This is a genomic window from Rhodovulum strictum (assembly GCF_009649175.1).
Taxonomy (GTDB): Bacteria; Pseudomonadota; Alphaproteobacteria; order Rhodobacterales; family Rhodobacteraceae; genus Rhodovulum; species Rhodovulum strictum.
In genome coordinates this window covers 1-17,054 of record NZ_WJPO01000018.1, presented here as the reverse complement: position 1 = coordinate 17,054, position 17,054 = coordinate 1, and the positions used below count along the sequence as shown (strand labels likewise).

General features: G+C 66.2%; 18 protein-coding genes. 11 read left to right on the top strand and 7 right to left on the bottom strand.

The features are described 5' to 3' along the window. Nucleotides 1-134: 134 nt before the first annotated feature. Nucleotides 135-896, top strand: coding sequence for a sulfite exporter TauE/SafE family protein (locus GH815_RS11795; protein WP_153748977.1), 762 nt, complete (start codon nt 135-137; stop codon nt 894-896). Nucleotides 897-962: 66 nt separating this feature from the next. Here the strand turns inward: GH815_RS11795 and GH815_RS11790 are convergent, their stop codons facing one another. Beyond that, nucleotides 963-2,561, bottom strand: a complete 1,599-nt coding sequence (locus tag GH815_RS11790) for a phosphoenolpyruvate carboxykinase (RefSeq protein WP_153748976.1) — start codon at nt 2,559-2,561, stop codon at nt 963-965. A gap of 334 nt (nt 2,562-2,895) precedes the next feature. On the opposite strand from GH815_RS11790, the gene GH815_RS11785 reads away from it, so the two are divergent. Genes GH815_RS11785 through GH815_RS11755 form a run of 7 tightly spaced genes read left to right on the top strand, consistent with a single transcriptional unit; the run spans nt 2,896 to nt 8,307 of the window. After that, on the top strand, nt 2,896-3,597 hold the full coding sequence (locus GH815_RS11785) for a response regulator transcription factor (protein ID WP_153748975.1): 702 nt from the start codon (nt 2,896-2,898) through the stop codon (nt 3,595-3,597). Between the two features lie 55 nt (nt 3,598-3,652). Further along, entirely contained in the window at nt 3,653-5,329 is a 1,677-nt protein-coding gene (locus GH815_RS11780; protein ID WP_153748974.1) for a sensor histidine kinase, read from the top strand. A gap of 9 nt (nt 5,330-5,338) precedes the next feature. Further along, nucleotides 5,339-5,770: an HPr kinase/phosphorylase gene (locus GH815_RS11775; protein ID WP_153748973.1), complete on the top strand. Its 432-nt coding sequence runs from the start codon at nt 5,339-5,341 to the stop codon at nt 5,768-5,770. Further along, entirely contained in the window at nt 5,770-6,696 is a 927-nt protein-coding gene (gene rapZ, locus GH815_RS11770) for an RNase adapter RapZ (RefSeq protein WP_153748972.1), read from the top strand. Before GH815_RS11775 ends, rapZ begins: the two co-directional genes overlap by 1 nt. Continuing rightward, a complete protein-coding gene (locus GH815_RS11765) occupies nt 6,693-7,085 on the top strand; it encodes a PTS sugar transporter subunit IIA (RefSeq protein WP_343030815.1) in 393 nt (130 codons plus the stop codon). The genes rapZ and GH815_RS11765 overlap by 4 nt, the downstream gene beginning before the upstream one ends. Before the next feature lie 9 nt (nt 7,086-7,094). After that, complete coding sequence (locus GH815_RS11760; protein ID WP_153748971.1) at nt 7,095-7,379, top strand: HPr family phosphocarrier protein; 285 nt, start codon at nt 7,095-7,097, stop codon at nt 7,377-7,379. Between the two features lie 25 nt (nt 7,380-7,404). Then, complete coding sequence (locus tag GH815_RS11755) at nt 7,405-8,307, top strand: lysophospholipid acyltransferase family protein (RefSeq protein ID WP_407072178.1); 903 nt, start codon at nt 7,405-7,407, stop codon at nt 8,305-8,307. Between the two features lie 92 nt (nt 8,308-8,399). Here the strand turns inward: GH815_RS11755 and GH815_RS11750 are convergent, their stop codons facing one another. Further along, nucleotides 8,400-9,275: a 3-hydroxybutyryl-CoA dehydrogenase gene (locus GH815_RS11750; RefSeq protein ID WP_153748970.1), complete on the bottom strand. Its 876-nt coding sequence runs from the start codon at nt 9,273-9,275 to the stop codon at nt 8,400-8,402. Between the two features lie 149 nt (nt 9,276-9,424). Between GH815_RS11750 and GH815_RS11745 the strand changes: the two genes are divergently transcribed. Next, on the top strand, nt 9,425-10,258 hold the full coding sequence (locus GH815_RS11745; protein ID WP_153748969.1) for a DUF6473 family protein: 834 nt from the start codon (nt 9,425-9,427) through the stop codon (nt 10,256-10,258). A 57-nt stretch (nt 10,259-10,315) separates the two neighbouring features. Here the strand turns inward: GH815_RS11745 and GH815_RS11740 are convergent, their stop codons facing one another. The 3 genes from GH815_RS11740 to GH815_RS11730 form a co-directional block, all read right to left on the bottom strand. After that, nucleotides 10,316-11,242, bottom strand: a complete 927-nt coding sequence (locus GH815_RS11740; protein ID WP_153748968.1) for an electron transfer flavoprotein subunit alpha/FixB family protein — start codon at nt 11,240-11,242, stop codon at nt 10,316-10,318. 1 nt (nt 11,243) lies between these two features. Beyond that, on the bottom strand, nt 11,244-12,005 hold the full coding sequence (locus GH815_RS11735; protein WP_153748967.1) for an electron transfer flavoprotein subunit beta/FixA family protein: 762 nt from the start codon (nt 12,003-12,005) through the stop codon (nt 11,244-11,246). A 173-nt stretch (nt 12,006-12,178) separates the two neighbouring features. After that, nucleotides 12,179-13,009, bottom strand: a complete 831-nt coding sequence (locus tag GH815_RS11730; RefSeq protein WP_153748966.1) for an SDR family NAD(P)-dependent oxidoreductase — start codon at nt 13,007-13,009, stop codon at nt 12,179-12,181. Between the two features lie 53 nt (nt 13,010-13,062). On the opposite strand from GH815_RS11730, the gene GH815_RS11725 reads away from it, so the two are divergent. After that, on the top strand, nt 13,063-15,375 hold the full coding sequence (locus GH815_RS11725; protein ID WP_153748965.1) for a DNA topoisomerase IV subunit A: 2,313 nt from the start codon (nt 13,063-13,065) through the stop codon (nt 15,373-15,375). A gap of 6 nt (nt 15,376-15,381) precedes the next feature. Here the strand turns inward: GH815_RS11725 and GH815_RS11720 are convergent, their stop codons facing one another. After that, nucleotides 15,382-15,720, bottom strand: a complete 339-nt coding sequence (locus tag GH815_RS11720; RefSeq protein ID WP_153748964.1) for a type II toxin-antitoxin system PemK/MazF family toxin — start codon at nt 15,718-15,720, stop codon at nt 15,382-15,384. Next, entirely contained in the window at nt 15,707-16,066 is a 360-nt protein-coding gene (locus GH815_RS11715) for a hypothetical protein (RefSeq protein ID WP_153748963.1), read from the bottom strand. Before GH815_RS11715 ends, GH815_RS11720 begins: the two co-directional genes overlap by 14 nt. A 173-nt stretch (nt 16,067-16,239) precedes the next feature. Here GH815_RS11715 and GH815_RS11710 point away from each other — a divergent pair, with 173 nt between their 5' ends. Next, nucleotides 16,240-16,860 (top strand): hypothetical protein, encoded by a 621-nt coding sequence (locus tag GH815_RS11710; protein ID WP_211365074.1) that lies wholly within the window; start codon nt 16,240-16,242, stop codon nt 16,858-16,860. Nucleotides 16,861-17,054 lie beyond the last annotated feature (194 nt).

The window sequence follows — 17,054 nt, the reverse complement described above, 5'->3', positions numbered from 1 at the left end:
ATAGGGCCTTCGCAGTTGCAGCGCAACAAAAATTCAATTTCCAAAGGCTTGGCGAAGGATAATGTCTGCCGGATTTTGCCGCTGCGGCGTCCTGCGATCCACGATATAGGCCGGAGAACAGGCAGGGAAACGCCATGATCTTCGGTCTCGATCCCCTTCTTTTCGCAGCCGCCTTCGGCGTCGCGCTCTTTGCGGGTCTGGTCAAGGGGGCGGTCGGCTTTGCCATGCCGCTGATCCTGATCTCGGGGCTGTCGAGCTTTCTGTCCACCGAACTGGCGCTGGCGGGGCTGATCCTTGCGACCCTCGTGACGAATGTGGCCCAGGCGTTCCGGCAGGGGCTGCGCGCGGCCTGGGGCTCGGTTGTGCAATACCGCCTGCTGATCGGCTGCGTGCTGCTTGCGATCGCGGCCAGCGCACCCCTGGTCAACGTGATCCCCGACCGGGCCATGCTTCTGCTGCTGGGCGTGCCGATTGCGGCCTTTACGATCTCGCAACTGCTTGGGCGGCAACTGATCCTGCCCGCCCGCCACCGGGCGCGGGCCGAGGTGACGATGGGTCTGGCGGGCGGGTTCTTCGGCGGGATCTCGGGGGTCTGGGGGCCGCCGGTGATCGCCTATCTCTTGAGTTTCGACACCGACAAGGCCGAAATGGTGCGCGTGCAGGGGGTGGTCTATCTGCTGGGCGCGGCGATGCTGCTGGCGGCGCATCTGGGCTCGGGCGTGCTGAACGCCACCACCTTGCCCTTCTCGGTCGCGCTGGTGGTTCCGGCGATGCTGGGCACGATGCTGGGGTTCCGCTTGCAGGACCGGCTGAACCCCGACAGGTTCCGCAAGGCGACCCTGGTGGTGCTGACGGTGGCGGCGCTGAACCTGATCCGCAAGGGGCTGATGGGCTGAGGCCGGGCGCAGTAAAAAGGCCCAGTCGCAGGGACCGGGCCTTGGCGTTTAGCGGCGGGAACCGGATCAGCCGATCGCGGCTTCCTTCACGTCCTGGTCGATGAAGGGCAGGTACTTGGCGAAATTCTCCGAAAACATGCCCACCAGCTTCTTCGCCTGCGCATCATAGGCCGCGCCATCGGCCCAGGTGCGGCGCGGGTCCAGAAGCGCGTCGTCCACGCCCGGCACCGACAGCGGCACCTCGAAGCCGAAATTCGGATCCTTTCGGAACTCGGCATCGTTCAGCGTGCCGTCCAGCGCGGCGGCCAGCAGCGCGCGCGTCGCCTTGATCGGCATGCGCGAGCCGGTACCATAGGCGCCGCCGGTCCAGCCGGTATTCACCAGCCAGCAGGTCGCGCCATGGGTCGCGATCTTCTCGCGCAGCAATTGGCCATAAACCTCGGGCCGGCGCGGCATGAACGGGGCGCCGAAGCAGGTCGAGAAGGTGGGCTCGGGCTCGGTCACGCCTTTCTCGGTCCCCGCCACCTTGGAGGTGAAGCCCGACAGGAAGTGATACATCGCCTGCGCCGGGGTCAGCCGGGCGATCGGGGGCAGCACCCCGAAGGCGTCGCAGGTCAGCATGATGATGTTCTTGGGATGCCCGCCCAGCGCCGTTTCCGACGCGTTCGAGATGTAGTGCAGCGGATAGGCGCAGCGCATGTTCGCCGTCAGGCTGTCATCCTCGTAATCCAGCGCCAGCGTGTGCGGGTCGTAGACCATGTTCTCGATCACGGTCGCGAACTTGGTCGTGGTGGCGTAGATTTCGGGTTCTGCCTCGGCGCTCAGGCTGATGGTCTTGGCGTAGCAGCCGCCCTCGAAGTTGAAGGTGCCCTTGTCCGACCAGCCATGCTCGTCATCGCCGATCAGCGTGCGCGAGGGATCGGCCGAAAGCGTGGTCTTGCCGGTGCCCGACAGCCCGAAGAACACCGCCGTATCGACCGGGTTGCCGGTCGCGTGGTTGGCCGAGCAATGCATCGGCATGATACCCTTGGCAGGCAGGATGTAGTTCAGCAGCGTGAAGACCGACTTCTTGATTTCGCCCGCATATTCGGTGTCGGCGATCAGGATCAGCTTCTTGGCGAAGTTCATCGCGACCACGGTCTTGGTGCGGCAACCATGACGCTCGGGATCGGCCTTGAACGAGGGGGCGTTGATGATGGTGAACTCGGGCACGAAGCTGTCAAGCTCGTCCAGCGCGGGGCGGCGCAGCAGGTGGCGCGAGAACAGCCCGTGCCAGGCCATCTCGGTCACGACGCGCACATCCAGACGGTTGGCCGGGTCGGCCCCGGCATAAAGATCCTCGACGAAGACTTCGCGGCCTTTCAGATGCGCCAGCATGTCGGCATGCAGGCGGTCAAAGGCGTCGGGTTCCATCGGGCGGTTGTTGTCCCACCAGATCGTATCCTCGACATCCGCGGTGCGGACCACATGCTTGTCCTTGGGCGAGCGGCCGGTATGTTCGCCGGTGGTCACGAGGAAGGCGCCGCCCTGGCCCAGATGCCCCTCTCCGCGGGTCAGTGCCGCTTCGACAAGCGCCGGTTCCAGCAGGTTGTAATGCACCTTGCCGAGCCCGGTGATGCCTTGATCCTCAAGGCGATGAGCCGGGTTCACCCGTCCGATTTCCATCTCGCACACTCCATGACGCCGCGTTGGTCGGTGGCGCGGCTATATCATGACGTTTCCATGAAGCAACAGGCGGGGAAAGGACGTTAGCGCAATCATATGACATTGGGCGCGGCGTTAGCGCAATCATCCTGCGCGGCGCCCGGATTGTCCCCGGAATGCGCGGCAGGATCGGGGCAGGATCGGACGGATTAGCATTCTGTCAGGGTTTTCCGCGTTCAGTAGTGCCACGAGATCGCCGTGATTCGGAACTAGCCACCGGGTCGCGGCGCCGATCCGGAAAGAACAGCGCCGACAATCAGGCATATCTGACCCTGAGAAGAACAAGGAATACCCCATGTCGAGGATTGCGCTCGTTGACGATGACAGGAACATCCTGACCTCCGTCTCCATGACGCTCGAGGCCGAGGGTTTCGAGGTTGAAACCTATAATGACGGCCAGGCCGCGCTGGATGCGTTCAACAAGCGTCTGCCCGACATGGCGGTGTTCGACATCAAGATGCCCCGCATGGACGGGATGGACCTGTTGCAGCGGGTCCGCCAGAAATCCAACATGCCGGTGATCTTCCTGACGTCCAAGGACGACGAGATCGACGAGGTGCTCGGTCTTCGGATGGGCGCGGACGATTATGTGAAGAAACCGTTTTCCCAGCGTCTTCTGGTCGAACGCATCCGCGCGCTGCTGCGCCGTCAGGAGGTGATCGCCGCGGATGACGGCCCGGCGCCCGAGGAAAGCAAGGTCATGGTGCGCGGCAAGCTCACGATGGACCCGCTGCGCCATGCGGTAACCTGGAAGGGGCAGGGCGTTTCGCTGACGGTGACCGAGTTCCTGCTTTTGCAGGCGCTTGCCCAGCGTCCCGGCTTCGTCAAGAGCCGCGACCAGCTGATGGACGTGGCCTATGACGATCAGGTCTATGTCGACGACCGGACCATCGACAGCCACATCAAGCGGTTGCGCAAGAAGATGCGCCAGGCCGATTCCGACTTCTCGGCGATCGAAACGCTTTACGGGATAGGCTATCGGTACAACGAGGAATGAGTTCTGAAAAAGCGCGCCGGGGGCAGCCGTGCGGGACACCAGGCGAACTTTGGACATGGACGACCCGCCCGGCGAGGACCCGGGGCAGCCGGACGCCGCGCCTGACCGTGAGTCCCGTGCCCCGCGCGAAGGCCGCGGATTCCTGTTGCTGAACCGCTCGCCGCTGGCGCGCAAGATCATCACCTTCAACCTGATCGCCCAGATCGTCCTGATTTCGGGCGTGCTTTACCTGAACCCCGCCCGCGACAGCCTGCTCAGCCAGCGCGAAAGCGGCATGGTTAACGAAGCCTCGCTTCTGGCCGACGTGTTCGAGGTGCAGATGACCCCCGGCGTACCGGTCGATCTTGTCTCGGGTGACGGGGTCGATGTGGGGGCGACGCTTGCCGGGCTCGACCTCGCGCCCGGGGCGGAAGTGTTCGTGTTCGATGCGGCCGCCGGCATCCGCGGCACGGCCAGGGGCGTTTCCAGTCCCGACTGGCCGGTACCGGCCTTCGACGAGAAGCAGCGCATCACCATCATCACCGATTTCCTCAACCTGGTCTGGGAGGGGCTTGCGGGCGTCACCGGTGCGGACCGGACCACGCCCGGCCTTGCCGATCCGCAGGACCGGTTGCGCGCCCAGGTCGAGCGGACCCTGAACATGGGCGTCCAGGTCGAGACCGGGGTGGATGAACGCGGGCGCACCACCTTTACCGTCACGACGCCCGTCATCCATGACGGCCGGACCGTCGGCGTCGTCGCGCTGACCTCGGCCAGCGGCGAGGTCGACAAGCTGGTTCGGATCGAACGCGAACAGGTGCTTCAGGTCTTCGTGATCGCGATCGTGGTTTCGATCGGTCTCAGCCTTGTGCTGGCCTCGACCATTGCGACACCGCTGGCCGATCTTGCCGCTGCGGCCGAGATGGGTCGTGACCGCAGTGCCCGCCACATGAACCCGGTGCGCGTGCGCATCCCCGACCTGACCGCACGGCCCGACGAGATCGGCCGCCTGTCGGGCGCGCTGCGCGGCATGATCACCGCGCTATATGACCGGGTCGATGCGAACGAACAGTTCGCCGCCGATGTCGCGCATGAGATCAAGAACCCGCTGGCGTCGCTGCGCTCGGCCACCGGCACGCTGCGGCTGGCCAAGCGCGACGACCAGCGCGCCAAGCTCTTGGACGTGATCGAGCATGACGTGCGGCGCCTGGACCGGCTGGTCAGCGACATCTCGAACGCCTCGCGGCTGGACAGCGAACTCGTCAAGGAGGAGGAGCGCCCCTTCGACCTGGTGCGGCTGCTCAGAAACCTGACGAACCATCTGGGCAAGGAGCCGCGCGAGAAGGGCGTCGATTTCATCGCCGACCTGCCGCCCGATCCGATCACGATCAACGGGCTCGAAGGGCGGCTGGCGCAGGTTTTCGTCAACCTCATCACCAACGCGATCTCGTTCTGCGAGGCAGGCGATGCGGTGCGGATCTGGGCGCGCACCCGCGACAACCGCGTGCTTGTCGTGGTCGAGGATACCGGCCCCGGCATTCCCGATCAGGCGCTGACCAAGGTCTTCAACCGGTTCTATTCCGAACGTCCGCCGGGTCAGTTCGGCAACCATTCCGGCCTTGGCCTTGCGATATCGAAGCAGATCGTCGAGTCGCATGGCGGGGTGATCTGGGCCGAGAACATCCGCCCCACCGCTGCCGATCTGACCTCCGAGCCGCTCGGCGCCCGCTTCGTCGTCGGCCTGCCGCTTTAGGGGGCGCCGATGGACAGCCCGCCTTCCACCGTCATCCTGCATGCAAGCTGCGTTGCCGCCGGGGGGGGCGCGGTGCTGATCCTCGGCCGCTCGGGCGCGGGCAAGTCGGCGCTGGCGCTGCAACTCATGGCACTGGGCGCCCGCCTTGTCGCCGATGACCGCACGATCCTGACCGCCACGCCCGACGCGCTGATCGCCACCGCGCCCGAGCCGATCCGCGGCCTGATCGAGGCGCGCTTCGTCGGCCTGTTGCGCGCGGATCCGCTGGCCGCCGCGCCGGTCGCGCTGGCCGTCGATCTTGACCGGGACGAGACCGAACGCCTGCCGCCACGGCGCGAGACGCGGTTTCTTGAACGCCCTGTGCCCTTGCTTCACCGGGTCGATCAGCCATATTTCGCAGCAGCGATCCTGTTGCACCTGACCCATGGCCGCGCCGACTGATGCCCGATGCCCTCCACAAAGACCAAGGCCCGGCCGTGCAGCGCGTGGTACTGGTGACGGGCGCATCCGGGGCGGGCCGGTCCACGGCGCTGAACGTGCTTGAGGATCTGGGCTTCGAGGCGATCGACAATCTGCCGCTGTCGCTGGCCCCCCGGCTGATGGAGGGGCCGCCGCCGCGCCCGCCGCTGGCGCTGGGCGTGGATACCCGCACGCGCGACTTCTCGGCACGCGCGCTGGCCGAACTGATCGGCCATCTTGCAGCCGCGCCCGCGATCGAGGCCGATGTGGTCTATCTCGACTGCCGCCCCGAAGTGCTCTTGCGCCGGTTTTCGGAAACCCGCCGCCGCCACCCGATGGCCCCCGCCGAAAGCCCGGCCGAGGGGGTGACGCGCGAGCTTGACCTGCTGGGGCCGATCCGCGAGCTTGCCTCGATCCTGATCGACACCTCGGATCTGACCATCCACGAATTCCGCGCCGAGATGGCCGCACGCTTTGCCGCGGGGGGCGCGGCCCCGCTGGCGGTGTCGCTGCATTCGTTTTCCTACAAGCGGGGAATGCCGCACGGGCTGGATATGGCCTTTGATTGCCGCTTCCTGAGAAACCCCTATTGGGAGGCCGCGCTGCGCGCGTTCGACGGGCGCGATCCGGGCGTTCGCGCCTATATCGAGGCCGATCCGCGGCATGGCCCGTTCATCGACCGGCTGGCCGAGCTTGCCGGGTTCGTGCTGCCCGCCCATCGCGACGAGGGGCGCAGCCATATCTCGATCGGGTTCGGCTGCACAGGGGGGCAACACCGGTCGGTCGCCGTGGCGGAAGCCGTGGCAAAGAGGCTTGCGGCGACCGGATGGCAAGTGTCTATAAGGCATAGAGAGTTGGAACGGCGGGTGCAGGGCGCGTCCGCCAAGGCAACGGGAAGGGGCGCGTGATCGGAATCGTCATCGTCGCGCATGGCGGGCTGGCGCGGGAATATCTGGCGGCGGTCGAGCATGTGGTCGGCCACCAGCCGGGCATTCGCGCGATCTCGATCGAGCCCGATGACGACCGTGCCGCCAAGCAGGACGAGATCTGCCGCGCCGCCGACGAGGTCGATACCGGCGGCGGCGTGGTGGTGGTGACCGACATGTTCGGCGGCTCGCCCTCGAACCTGTCGATCCGCGCCTGTGTGCCCTCGGACCGGCGCATCCTCTACGGGGCCAATCTGCCGATGCTGATCAAGCTTGCGAAATCGCGGCGGCTGAGCGTGGGCGAGGCGACCGCCTCGGCGCTGGCGGCGGGGCGGAAATATATCGACAGTTTCGACGCGGGCGGGTTCTAGGGGATGCGGATGGGTGCAGGCACGGGTGTCAGCCGGCGGCTTGAGATCGTCAACGAAAAGGGCCTGCATGCACGGGCGTCGGCCCGGTTTGTCGAATGTGTCGAAGCGCACGATGCCCAGGCCGAGGTCTGCCGCGACGGGATGAGTGCGGCAGGCGACTCGATCATGGGCCTCTTGATGCTTGCAGCCTCCAAGGGGACGACGATCGAGGTCACGACCAGCGGACCCGAGGCGGAACGGCTGGCCGATGCGCTGGAACGGCTGGTTGCAGAGCGTTTTGGCGAAGACATGTGACCCAGCCGCAAGGGGACAGGCCGTCGTGATCAGGCGACCGGGACCGACAAACCGCCCGGCCGGGACCGCCTCGCGCGGCATCGGCCAGGGCGACGGGCGGCGGATAGCGGATCAGCCCTACGAGGCGCAGCGCCTGTCCTATGCCAATTCCTTCACCAACCCGCTTCAGGCCGGGACGATCCGGGCGATGGAACTCGCGACCGGCAAGCTGCGGCTCTTGCGCCTGATCCGCCGGTTCGAGGCGATGGGCGTGCCCGATGGCCAGGCGTTCTGGAAGCAGGCGCTGGACGTGATGGGGATCGAGCTGCGCACGCCGCCCGGACAGATCGCCAACATTCCGCCCGAGGGGCCCCTGGTCGTCGTGGCCAATCATCCGCACGGGCTGGTCGACGGCATGGTGCTGGCCGAGCTGATCGGGCGGGTGCGGACCGATTACAAGATCCTGACCCGTTCGCTGCTGACCGGGGTGGGCGAGATCGAGCGCTTCATGATCCCGGTGCCGTTCCCGCATCATCCCGATGCGCTGGCGCAGAACCTGGATATGCGCCGCCGGGCGATGGCGCATCTGGCCGGGGGCGGGGTGGTCGCGCTGTTTCCCTCGGGCGTGGTCGCCGCGTCGTGGACGATGTTCGGCCCCGCGATCGAGGCCGAGTGGAATCCGTTCACCGCCAAGATGATCCTGCGCTCGGGCGCGCGGGTGGTGCCGATCCGCTTTCCCGGTGCGAATTCGCGCTGGTACCAGATGGCCAACCGGATCTCGGCGACGGCGCGGCAGGGGCTCTTGCTGCACGAGGTCTGCCATGCGCTGAACCGGCCGCAGGCGCCTGTTGTCGGCCCTGCGATCGGGCGCGACGAGATCGAGCGCTGGGCGGACAATCCGCGCGGTTTCGTGGCCTGGCTCAGGGAGCACACGCTGGCGCTGGGTTGAGAGGTGATCCGGTTGAGCGCCTGCGGCGCACGCCTTCTGGCACTTCGTGCGGTTCCGGGTATTTTTTCCAAGAAGAAGATGCGGTGCGGCGGTCAGCGGGTCGGCACCGGGGTTTCCCCGCGATAATCGTAGAAGCCGCGCTGGGTCTTGCGGCCGAGCCATCCGGCCTCGACATATTTGGTCAGGAGCGGGCAGGGGCGGTACTTGGTATCCGCCAGCCCGTCATGCAGCACGTTCATGATCGCAAGGCAGGTGTCGAGCCCGATGAAATCGGCCAGTTCAAGCGGCCCCATCGGGTGGTTCGCCCCCAGCCGCATCGACTGGTCGATCGACCGCACCGAGCCCACGCCCTCGTACAGCGTATAGACCGCCTCGTTGATCATCGGCATCAGGATGCGGTTGACGATGAAGGCGGGGAAATCCTCGGCCGGGGCGGCGGTCTTGCCCAGCCGTTCGACCACGGTCAGAAGCGTGGTATAGGTCGCTTCGTCGGTGGCGATGCCGCGGATCAGTTCGACCAGTTGCATCACCGGCACCGGGTTCATGAAATGCAGGCCCATGAACCGTTCCGGCCGGTCGGTGCGGCTGGCCAGCCGCGTGATCGAGATCGAGGAGGTGTTCGAGGTCAGGATCGTCTCGGGCCGCAGATGCGGCAGCAGATCCTCGAAGATCGCGGTCTTGACGGTTTCGCGTTCGGTCGCGGCCTCGATGATCAGGTCCAGCCGGCCCAGATCGGCAAGGGTCGTCGTGGTCGCGATCCGGGCCAGTGCCGCGGTCTTGTCCGGCTCGGCGATGCGGCCGCGGGCGATCTGGCGGTCGAGATTGCGCCCGATCGTCCCGAGCGCCCGGGCCAGCGCATCCTGCGAGATGTCGTGCAGCGTGACCTCGAAGCCCGCGAGGGCGAAGACATGGGCGATGCCGCTGCCCATCTGCCCTGCACCGACAACCCCGACCGTCCTGACATCCATGGAAGACCCCCGCGCTGCTGGCGCGACCTTACGGTGCGGCAGCCTCTGCGCGCAAGGTCGGGGGATGTGTAAAATTCAGGATTTAGCGACTTCGAAACCCGGGGCGGTCAGTCTGAAGGCGGTGAGTCGGAAAGGTGAGCGGGACTGACATGAGTTTCGAGAAGGCTGGCAGCGGGGCGATGTCCTACGAGACATGCCGATACGGCAGTTCGAAGCTGCTGTTCCGGGGCCCCCGGCGTGATCTGGACCGGCCCTACTGCACGGCGATCGGCGGCACGGAAACCTATGGCAAGTTCATTCACACGCCCTATGCGGTCTTGCTGGAGGGCGCGCTGGGCCTGCCGGTGGTCAATCTGGGCTGCGTGAATGCCGGGATCGACGTCTTCGTGAACGATTCCGCGGTGATGGAGGTGGCGGCGGGGGCGCGGGTGACGGTGATCCAGGCGCTTGGCGCGCATAACATGTCGAACCGCTTCTATGTCGTCCATCCGCGCCGCAATGACAGGTTCCTGCGCGCCTCGGCCATGCTCAAGGCGCTTTATCCCGGCATCGACTTCACCGAGTTCCATTTTACCCGCCACCTGCTGAACACGCTGAAGGACAGCTCTGCCACCGCCTTCGAGATCGTGGTGGCCGAGTTGCAGATGGCCTGGCAGGCACGGATGCGGATGCTGGCGACACGGCTGCAAGGCGCCAAGGTGCTGTTGTGGCTGTCCACTCGCGCGCCCGAGGACGAGCAGCATGTCACGGGGCTGGGCGACGATCCGCTTTTCGTCACCCGGCACATGCTGGATACGGTGCGGCCCTATTTCAATCAGGTGATCGAGGTCACGGCCGGCGCCGAGCTGCGCACCCCGGGCAGCGAGGGCATGCTGGTCGGCGAGCTTGACGAGCCGGCGGCCGCTGCCCTGCCGGGTCCGGCCGCGCATCGCGAGGTCGCCGAGGCGCTGGAGCAGGTGCTGCGCGAGCTTCTGGCAAGCTGATCCCCGGACAGCGAAAAGGCCCGCCGGGGGCGGGCCTCTCGCGCCGGGAGGGCGGGATCAGAGTTTCTTGATCAGTTCCGGCACCGCGTCGAACAGATCGGCGACAAGGCCGTAATCGGCGACCTGGAAGATCGGCGCCTCCTCGTCCTTGTTGATCGCGACGATCACCTTGCTGTCCTTCATGCCCGCAAGGTGCTGGATTGCGCCGGAGATGCCGACCGCGATGTAAAGCTCGGGCGCCACGACCTTGCCGGTCTGGCCCACCTGCCAGTCGTTGGGCGCATAGCCCGAATCGACCGCTGCGCGCGAGGCGCCGACCGCGGCGCCCAGCTTGTCGGCCAGGCTTTCGATCATGCGGAAATTGTCTTCCGACCCGACGCCGCGCCCGCCCGACACGATCACGCCTGCCGAGGTCAGTTCCGGCCGGTCGCTGGCCGCCGCGCTGTCGGCAACCCAGGACGAGAGCCCCGGATCGGCCGCCGCGGCCACTGCCTCGACCGAGGCGGCGGCGCCGTCGCCTGCGGCCTCGAAGGTCGAGGTGCGGATCGTCATCACCTTCTTGGCATCCGCCGTGCGCACGGTCTGGATCGCGTTGCCCGCATAGATCGGCCGCTCGAAGGTGGCGGCATCGATCACGCCCACGACATCGGTGATCACCATCGCGTCCAGCAGCGCGGCCACCCGCGGCATGACGTTCTTGGCATCCGTTGTCGCGGGTGCCGCGATATGCTCGTAGCCATCCGCCAGCGACACGATCAGCGCCGCGGTGGGTTCCGCCAGCCGATGGCTGTAGCGCGGATCCTCGGCGCAAAGCACCTTGGCCACGCCCTCGATCGTTGCGGCGGCTTCGGCGGCGGCCTTGGCATGGGCGCCGACGCAAAGCGCGGTCACCTCGCCCAGGCCCTTCACGGCGGTCACGGCCTTGGCGGTCGCGTCGCGCTGCAACTCGCCATTGGTCACTTCGGCAAGAAGAAGAACGGCCATGTCAGAGCACCCCCGCTTCGTCTTTCAGTTTCGCGATCAGCTCATCGACCGAGCCCACCTTGATGCCCGCCTGCCGCTCGCGCGGCTCGACGGTCTTGACCACGCTCAGGCGCGGCGTGATGTCGACGCCGTAATCGGCGGGCGTCTTTTCATCCAGCTGCTTCTTCTTGGCCTTCATGATGTTGGGAAGGCTGGCATAGCGCGGCTCGTTCAGGCGCAGATCGACGGTGACGATGGCGGGCATCTTCACCTTGATCGTCTGCAACCCGCCATCCACCTCGCGCGTCACGACCGCATGATCGCCCTCGATGTCGAGCTTCGAGGCAAAGGTGCCCTGCGCCCAGCCCAGAAGCGCGGCCAGCATCTGGCCCGTCGCGTTCATGTCATTGTCGATCGCCTGCTTGCCGGCCAGCACGAGGCCCGGTTGTTCCTCGTCGATCACGGCTTTCAGCAGCTTCGCGACGGCCAGCGGCTCGATGTCCTGATGGATGTCGTCGGAGGCGACGATCAGGATCGCCCGGTCGGCGCCCATCGCCAGCGCGGTGCGCAGCGTTTCCTGCGCCTGCTTGACGCCGATCGAGACCGCGACGATCTCTTCGGCCTGGCCCTTTTCCTTGAGCCGGATCGCCTCTTCGACGGCGATTTCGTCGAAGGGGTTCATCGACATCTTGACATTGGCGAGATCGACGCCCGTGCCGTCCGCCTTGACGCGGACCTTCACGTTGTAGTCGATCACCCGCTTGACAGGCACGAGTACCTTCATCGGCGTGTGTCTCCTTGGCTATCGCAGGCCCCGGGGCCGGGGCGGATCAGTCATTCGGCCACCTGTTAGCGAGTCTGCAACCGGGACAACAGACCAAAATCGACGCGACATGATGTTTCGACGTCGCGTTCTGCAGCTTTTCGATTGTTGCCCGGGTCAGCATTGCTGCCCTGTCACCCCCTGGCCACGATCCAGTCCAGCGCCGCGGTGGGCAGTGCGCGGCGCAGCGTGGCCATGATCCAGGTGGGCGTGGTGACGAAATAGCGGGCGCGGGGCCGGGGGTCTTCCAGCGCGTGGATCAGCCGGGCGCTGACCGCCGCGGGCGGCAGTTCGAACCGGTCCGGGGGGCGCTTTTCATAGAGCCGTTTCAGCAGGGTTGCGCGATACTGCCCGGCGCGGGCGCTGGCCTGCCAGTCCACCCAGCGTTCGAAATGCGGGATCGAATTGGCGCGGATGCGCGTCGTGATCGGCCCCGGCTCGATCAGGATCACCTTGATCGCGGTATCCCGCATCTCCAGCCGCAGCGTGTCGGTCAGCCCTTCCAGCGCGTATTTCGTCGCCACATAGGCGCCGCGCCATTTCATCGGCACGAAGCCCAGCACCGAGGAACAGTTCACGATCCGCCCCGCCCCCTGTGCCCGCATCGCGGGAATCACCCGCCGGGTCAGGTCATGCACGCCGAACAGGTTCACCTCGAAGATCTCGCGCAGCGCGCCGCGCGGCAGATCCTCTACCGCGCCGGGGCAGGCAAAGGCGCCGTTGTTGAACAGCGCGTCCAGCCGCCCGCCGGTCCGCCCCAGCGCCTCGTCCACGGTCGCCGCGATGCTGTCCTCGTCGGAATAGTCCAGCCGGAAGCTTTCAAGCCCCTCGGCCCGCAGCCTTTCGCAATCGGCCTCGGCCCGGCAGGTGGCAAAGACCCGCCAGCCGCGCGCGGCCAGCGCATGCGCCGCGTCATGGCCGATGCCCGAGGAACACCCGGTAATCAGGACCGATCTCTGCCCCATGCGTTTACCACTCGCCTCTGGACCGCGCCTGATGCCCGCTTTACACAACATCCATGACGGATGCCACCGACGACCCCAAGATGGACGTGCCGCCCTTGGCCGAACCGCTGCGCCGCGCGATCGGCGAGCGCTATCTGACCTATGCGCTGTCCACGATCATGGACCGGGCGCTGCCCGATGCCCGCGACGGGCTGAAACCGGTGCATCGGCGCATCCTGTATGCGATGCGCGAACTCAGGCTGTCCTCGACCGGCGGATTCCGCAAGTCGGCCAAGATATCGGGCGACGTGATGGGGAACTATCACCCGCATGGCGATGCCGCGATCTATGACGCGATGGCGCGGCTTGCGCAGGATTTCAACGTCCGCTACCCGCTGGTCGATGGGCAGGGGAATTTCGGCAATATCGACGGCGACAACCCCGCCGCCAGCCGCTACACCGAGGCCCGTCTGACCGCCGCCGCCGAGGCGCTGATGGAGGGGCTGGCCGAGAACGCGGTCGATTTCCGCCCCAACTATGACGGCACGCTCGAAGAACCCGTGGTCCTGCCCGCGGCCTTTCCGAACCTGCTGGCGAATGGCTCGTCGGGCATCGCGGTCGGCATGGCCACGAACATCCCGCCGCACAATATCGACGAGCTGGTGGGGGCCTGCCTGCATCTGATCCGGACGCCGGATGCGCGCGACGAAACGCTGCTCACCTATATCCCCGGCCCCGATTTCCCCACCGGCGGCGTGATCGTCGAGCCGAAGGAGAACATCGCCCAGGCCTATCTGACCGGGCGCGGCAGTTTCCGCCTGCGCGCGCATTGGCAGGTCGAGGATCTGGGCCGCGGCACCTGGCAGATCGTGGTCACCGAGATCCCCTATCAGGTGCAGAAATCCCGCCTGATCGAACGCATCGCCGACCTGATCCAGACCAAGAAACTGCCGATCCTGGCCGATATTCGCGACGAAAGCGCCGAGGATGTGCGCCTGATCCTGGAACCGCGGTCGCGCAATGTGGACCCCGAGGTTCTGATGGGGATGCTGTTCCGCAACTCGGACCTGGAAATCCGCTTCAGCCTGAACATGAACGTGCTGATCGACGGGCGCACGCCCAAGGTCTGTTCGCTCAAGGAAGTGCTGCGCGCCTTCCTCGATCATCGCCGCGACGTGCTGATCCGGCGCAGCCAGCACCGGCTGGAAAAGATCGACCACCGGCTTGAGGTGCTGGAAGGGCTGCTGATCGCCTTCCTCAATCTTGACCGGGTGATCGACATCATCCGCTATGACGACGACCCCAAACCCGCGCTGATGGCCGAGGACTGGTCGCTGCGGCGTCCGCGCGCCACCAATGAGCGCGATTATGTCTCGCCGCTTCCGGCGGCGGGGGCGGGACAACTGACCGAGGTGCAGGCCGAGGCGATCCTGAACATGCGCCTGCGCAGCCTCCGGCGGCTGGAGGAAATGGAACTGAACGCCGAGCGCGACGCGCTGATGGCCGAACGTGCCGGGCTTCAGGATCTGCTGGCCAACGAGTCCGTTCAATGGGCGAAGATCGCCGATGAACTGCGCGAGGTGCGCGAGAAATTTGGCCGCAAATCCCCCGGCGGTGCGCGCCGCACCCGGTTGTCCGAGGCCGCCGAGGCCCCCGAGATGCCCATCGAGGCGATGATCGAGCGCGAGCCGGTGACGGTCGTCTGCTCGAAAATGGGCTGGATCCGCGCGATGAAGGGGCATCTGGCGGATGGCGGCGCGGCGTTGAAATTCAAGGACGGCGACGAAGGCCGCTTCCTGATCGCGGCCGAGACCACCGACAAGCTGATCCTGTTCGGCGCGAACGGGCGGTTCTACACGCTGCCCGTCGCGCAACTGCCCGGTGGGCGCGGCATGGGCGAGCCGGTGCGCCTGATGGTCGATCTGCCCAACGATTCCGAGATCGTCGCGCTGATGATCCACCGCCCCGGCGAACGTCTGCTGGTCGCCTCCAGCGCGGGCGACGGGTTCCTTGTGCCCGCTGACGAGGTGCTGGCCCAGACCCGCGCGGGCAAACAGGTGCTGAACGTCAAGGCGCCCGATCTCGCCCGCATCTGCCGCGTCGTCACCGGCGATCACGTCGCCTGCGTGGGCGAGAACCGCAAGGTGCTGGTCTTTGCGCTGGACGAACTGCCCGAAATGGCCCGCGGCAAGGGCGTGCGGCTGCAGAAGTTCAAGGATGGCGGCCTGTCCGATGCCATCACCTTCACGCTGGCCGACGGCCTGTCCTGGCGCGACCCCGCCGGGCGCACCCGCACCGAGCCTGACCTGTCGGAATGGCTGGGCAAACGCGCCGGTGCGGGCCGCATGGCCCCCCGCGGCTTCCCGCGCGACAACCGCTTCACCTAAGCGCGCTCAGCCAAGCAGCATCCGGGCAAGCTGACCCTCCGCCCTGAGCCGGTCCAGAGCCGCGAGCCGCCCGAGTGGCCGAACGAAAAGATCGTTCGGGATTGTAACAAGGCGGAAGCGAAGGATGCAGGGCGTGTCGAGCCCCGCCGACTGAAGATCGGAAATCTCGATATCCGAGGGCCAGACCGTCGCTTTCGCGGTGGTGATCATCGCCACCAGGGTCGCACCGCTTTCGGCATTGAACGATGCGGCGGACAACACGGTGACGGGTCGCCGTTTCAGGATCGGGATCTCGGCGAAGGGGAATGGAACGACGGCCGTGTCGAACCGCTCAAAGACCGGCAAAGGCGGCCTCGTCCTCTGGGCTGGTCCACTCGACCATCAGCGCCGATGCGCTGGCTGCCACGTCGTCCGCCATCGTAACCGGCCGAACGGTAACAACCTTGCCTTTCTCCTCATGGAACCAGCGCATCCAGACATCCCTCATCGGGCCGATAGGCCTAAGGCCGTCGCTCTTGCGACCGTCTCTTCCGGTCTTCATGCGGCACCATCGCCCAATAATGTCGTCCACTTCGAGCGAGATTTCTTCCTCGCTTTCGAGAGCCTCGAGACGGGCCCGAACCCTCGGGCTGTCGATGTGGCTGAACCACATGTTCACATCTTCGACCTTGGCATGCGCGACGGGGGTCATATTGGGGTCCTGAGAGTGGCTGGTAGACCCTATATAGACCCCTGCTCCATCGAAAGTCAATGTTAGCGTGAATCGGCCAGCTTCCCGCGCGACAACCGCTTCACCTGAGCCGGGCGTTGCGCGCCGCGGTCCCCTGCGCTATCCGGGGCGGGGTTTGCGACATTGGGGGGGCCATGTTCCGCGCCGTTTCCGTTCTTCGTGCCACCTTGCTGATCGGCGCGCTTGCGGTTCTGGCCGCCTGCGCCGCCAAGGATCCGCTGGACAGTGCGCCCGAACCGCTGGGCGATTTCCGGCTCGGCTACACGATCGTTGTCGCGGACAATGCCAAGCTTGTCCCGCCCAGCCGCAGCGCCACCGCCGAGGAATGGCAGGCCGCACTGAAACAGGCGCTGGAGCGGCGCTTCTCGCGCTACGAGGGCGACAGGCTTTATCATTTCGGTATCAATGTGGACGGCTACGCGCTGGCCGTGCCCGGCGTGCCGGTGGTCGCTGCGCCGAAATCTGCGCTGGTGCTCTCGGCCAATCTCTGGGACGACGCCGCCAAGAAGAAGCTGAACGCCGAAGCCGAGCAATTGACGATCTTCGAGGGCATGTCGGGCGAGACGGTTGTCGGCTCGGGGCTGACACGCACCAAGGAACAGCAGATGCAGGTTCTGGCCGCCAATGCCGCCTGGCGGATCGAGCGCTGGCTGGTCGAGAACCGCGAGGCGTGGTTCGGCTATGACCCGGCCGCCGAGGTGCCCACCGAAGCCGCCGCGCCGGTCGGAGAGGTCACCGCCACGGCCCTGGATTGACCGTTCCGGGGCCGGGGCGTCGGTCAACTGGCGCTTGATTTCCGGCCGGTCAGGGACTAGAGAGCGCGCGATGTTGAATCGGGCCAGTGGCGGCCCCCTAATCAATGAGGCGCCCGACCATGGGTAAGGCAAAGTTCGAACGTACGAAACCGCATGTGAACATCGGGACGATTGGTCACGTTGACCACGGCAAG

Excerpts from the sequence above, each read along its gene's own strand:
- GH815_RS11795 (WP_153748977.1), top strand. The coding sequence starts at position 135 with ATGATCTTCGGTCTCGATCCCCTTCTTTTCGCAGCCGCCTTCGGCGTC.
- GH815_RS11790 (WP_153748976.1), bottom strand. The coding sequence starts at position 2,561 with ATGGAAATCGGACGGGTGAACCCGGCTCATCGCCTTGAGGATCAAGGC.
- GH815_RS11785 (WP_153748975.1), top strand. The coding sequence starts at position 2,896 with ATGTCGAGGATTGCGCTCGTTGACGATGACAGGAACATCCTGACCTCC.
- GH815_RS11780 (WP_153748974.1), top strand. The coding sequence starts at position 3,653 with ATGGACGACCCGCCCGGCGAGGACCCGGGGCAGCCGGACGCCGCGCCT.
- GH815_RS11775 (WP_153748973.1), top strand. The coding sequence starts at position 5,339 with ATGGACAGCCCGCCTTCCACCGTCATCCTGCATGCAAGCTGCGTTGCC.
- rapZ (WP_153748972.1), top strand. The coding sequence starts at position 5,770 with ATGCCCGATGCCCTCCACAAAGACCAAGGCCCGGCCGTGCAGCGCGTG.
- GH815_RS11760 (WP_153748971.1), top strand. The coding sequence starts at position 7,095 with ATGGGTGCAGGCACGGGTGTCAGCCGGCGGCTTGAGATCGTCAACGAA.
- GH815_RS11750 (WP_153748970.1), bottom strand. The coding sequence starts at position 9,275 with ATGGATGTCAGGACGGTCGGGGTTGTCGGTGCAGGGCAGATGGGCAGC.
- GH815_RS11745 (WP_153748969.1), top strand. The coding sequence starts at position 9,425 with ATGAGTTTCGAGAAGGCTGGCAGCGGGGCGATGTCCTACGAGACATGC.
- GH815_RS11740 (WP_153748968.1), bottom strand. The coding sequence starts at position 11,242 with ATGGCCGTTCTTCTTCTTGCCGAAGTGACCAATGGCGAGTTGCAGCGC.
- GH815_RS11735 (WP_153748967.1), bottom strand. The coding sequence starts at position 12,005 with ATGAAGGTACTCGTGCCTGTCAAGCGGGTGATCGACTACAACGTGAAG.
- GH815_RS11730 (WP_153748966.1), bottom strand. The coding sequence starts at position 13,009 with ATGGGGCAGAGATCGGTCCTGATTACCGGGTGTTCCTCGGGCATCGGC.
- GH815_RS11725 (WP_153748965.1), top strand. The coding sequence starts at position 13,063 with ATGACGGATGCCACCGACGACCCCAAGATGGACGTGCCGCCCTTGGCC.
- GH815_RS11715 (WP_153748963.1), bottom strand. The coding sequence starts at position 16,066 with ATGACCCCCGTCGCGCATGCCAAGGTCGAAGATGTGAACATGTGGTTC.
- GH815_RS11710 (WP_211365074.1), top strand. The coding sequence starts at position 16,240 with ATGTTCCGCGCCGTTTCCGTTCTTCGTGCCACCTTGCTGATCGGCGCG.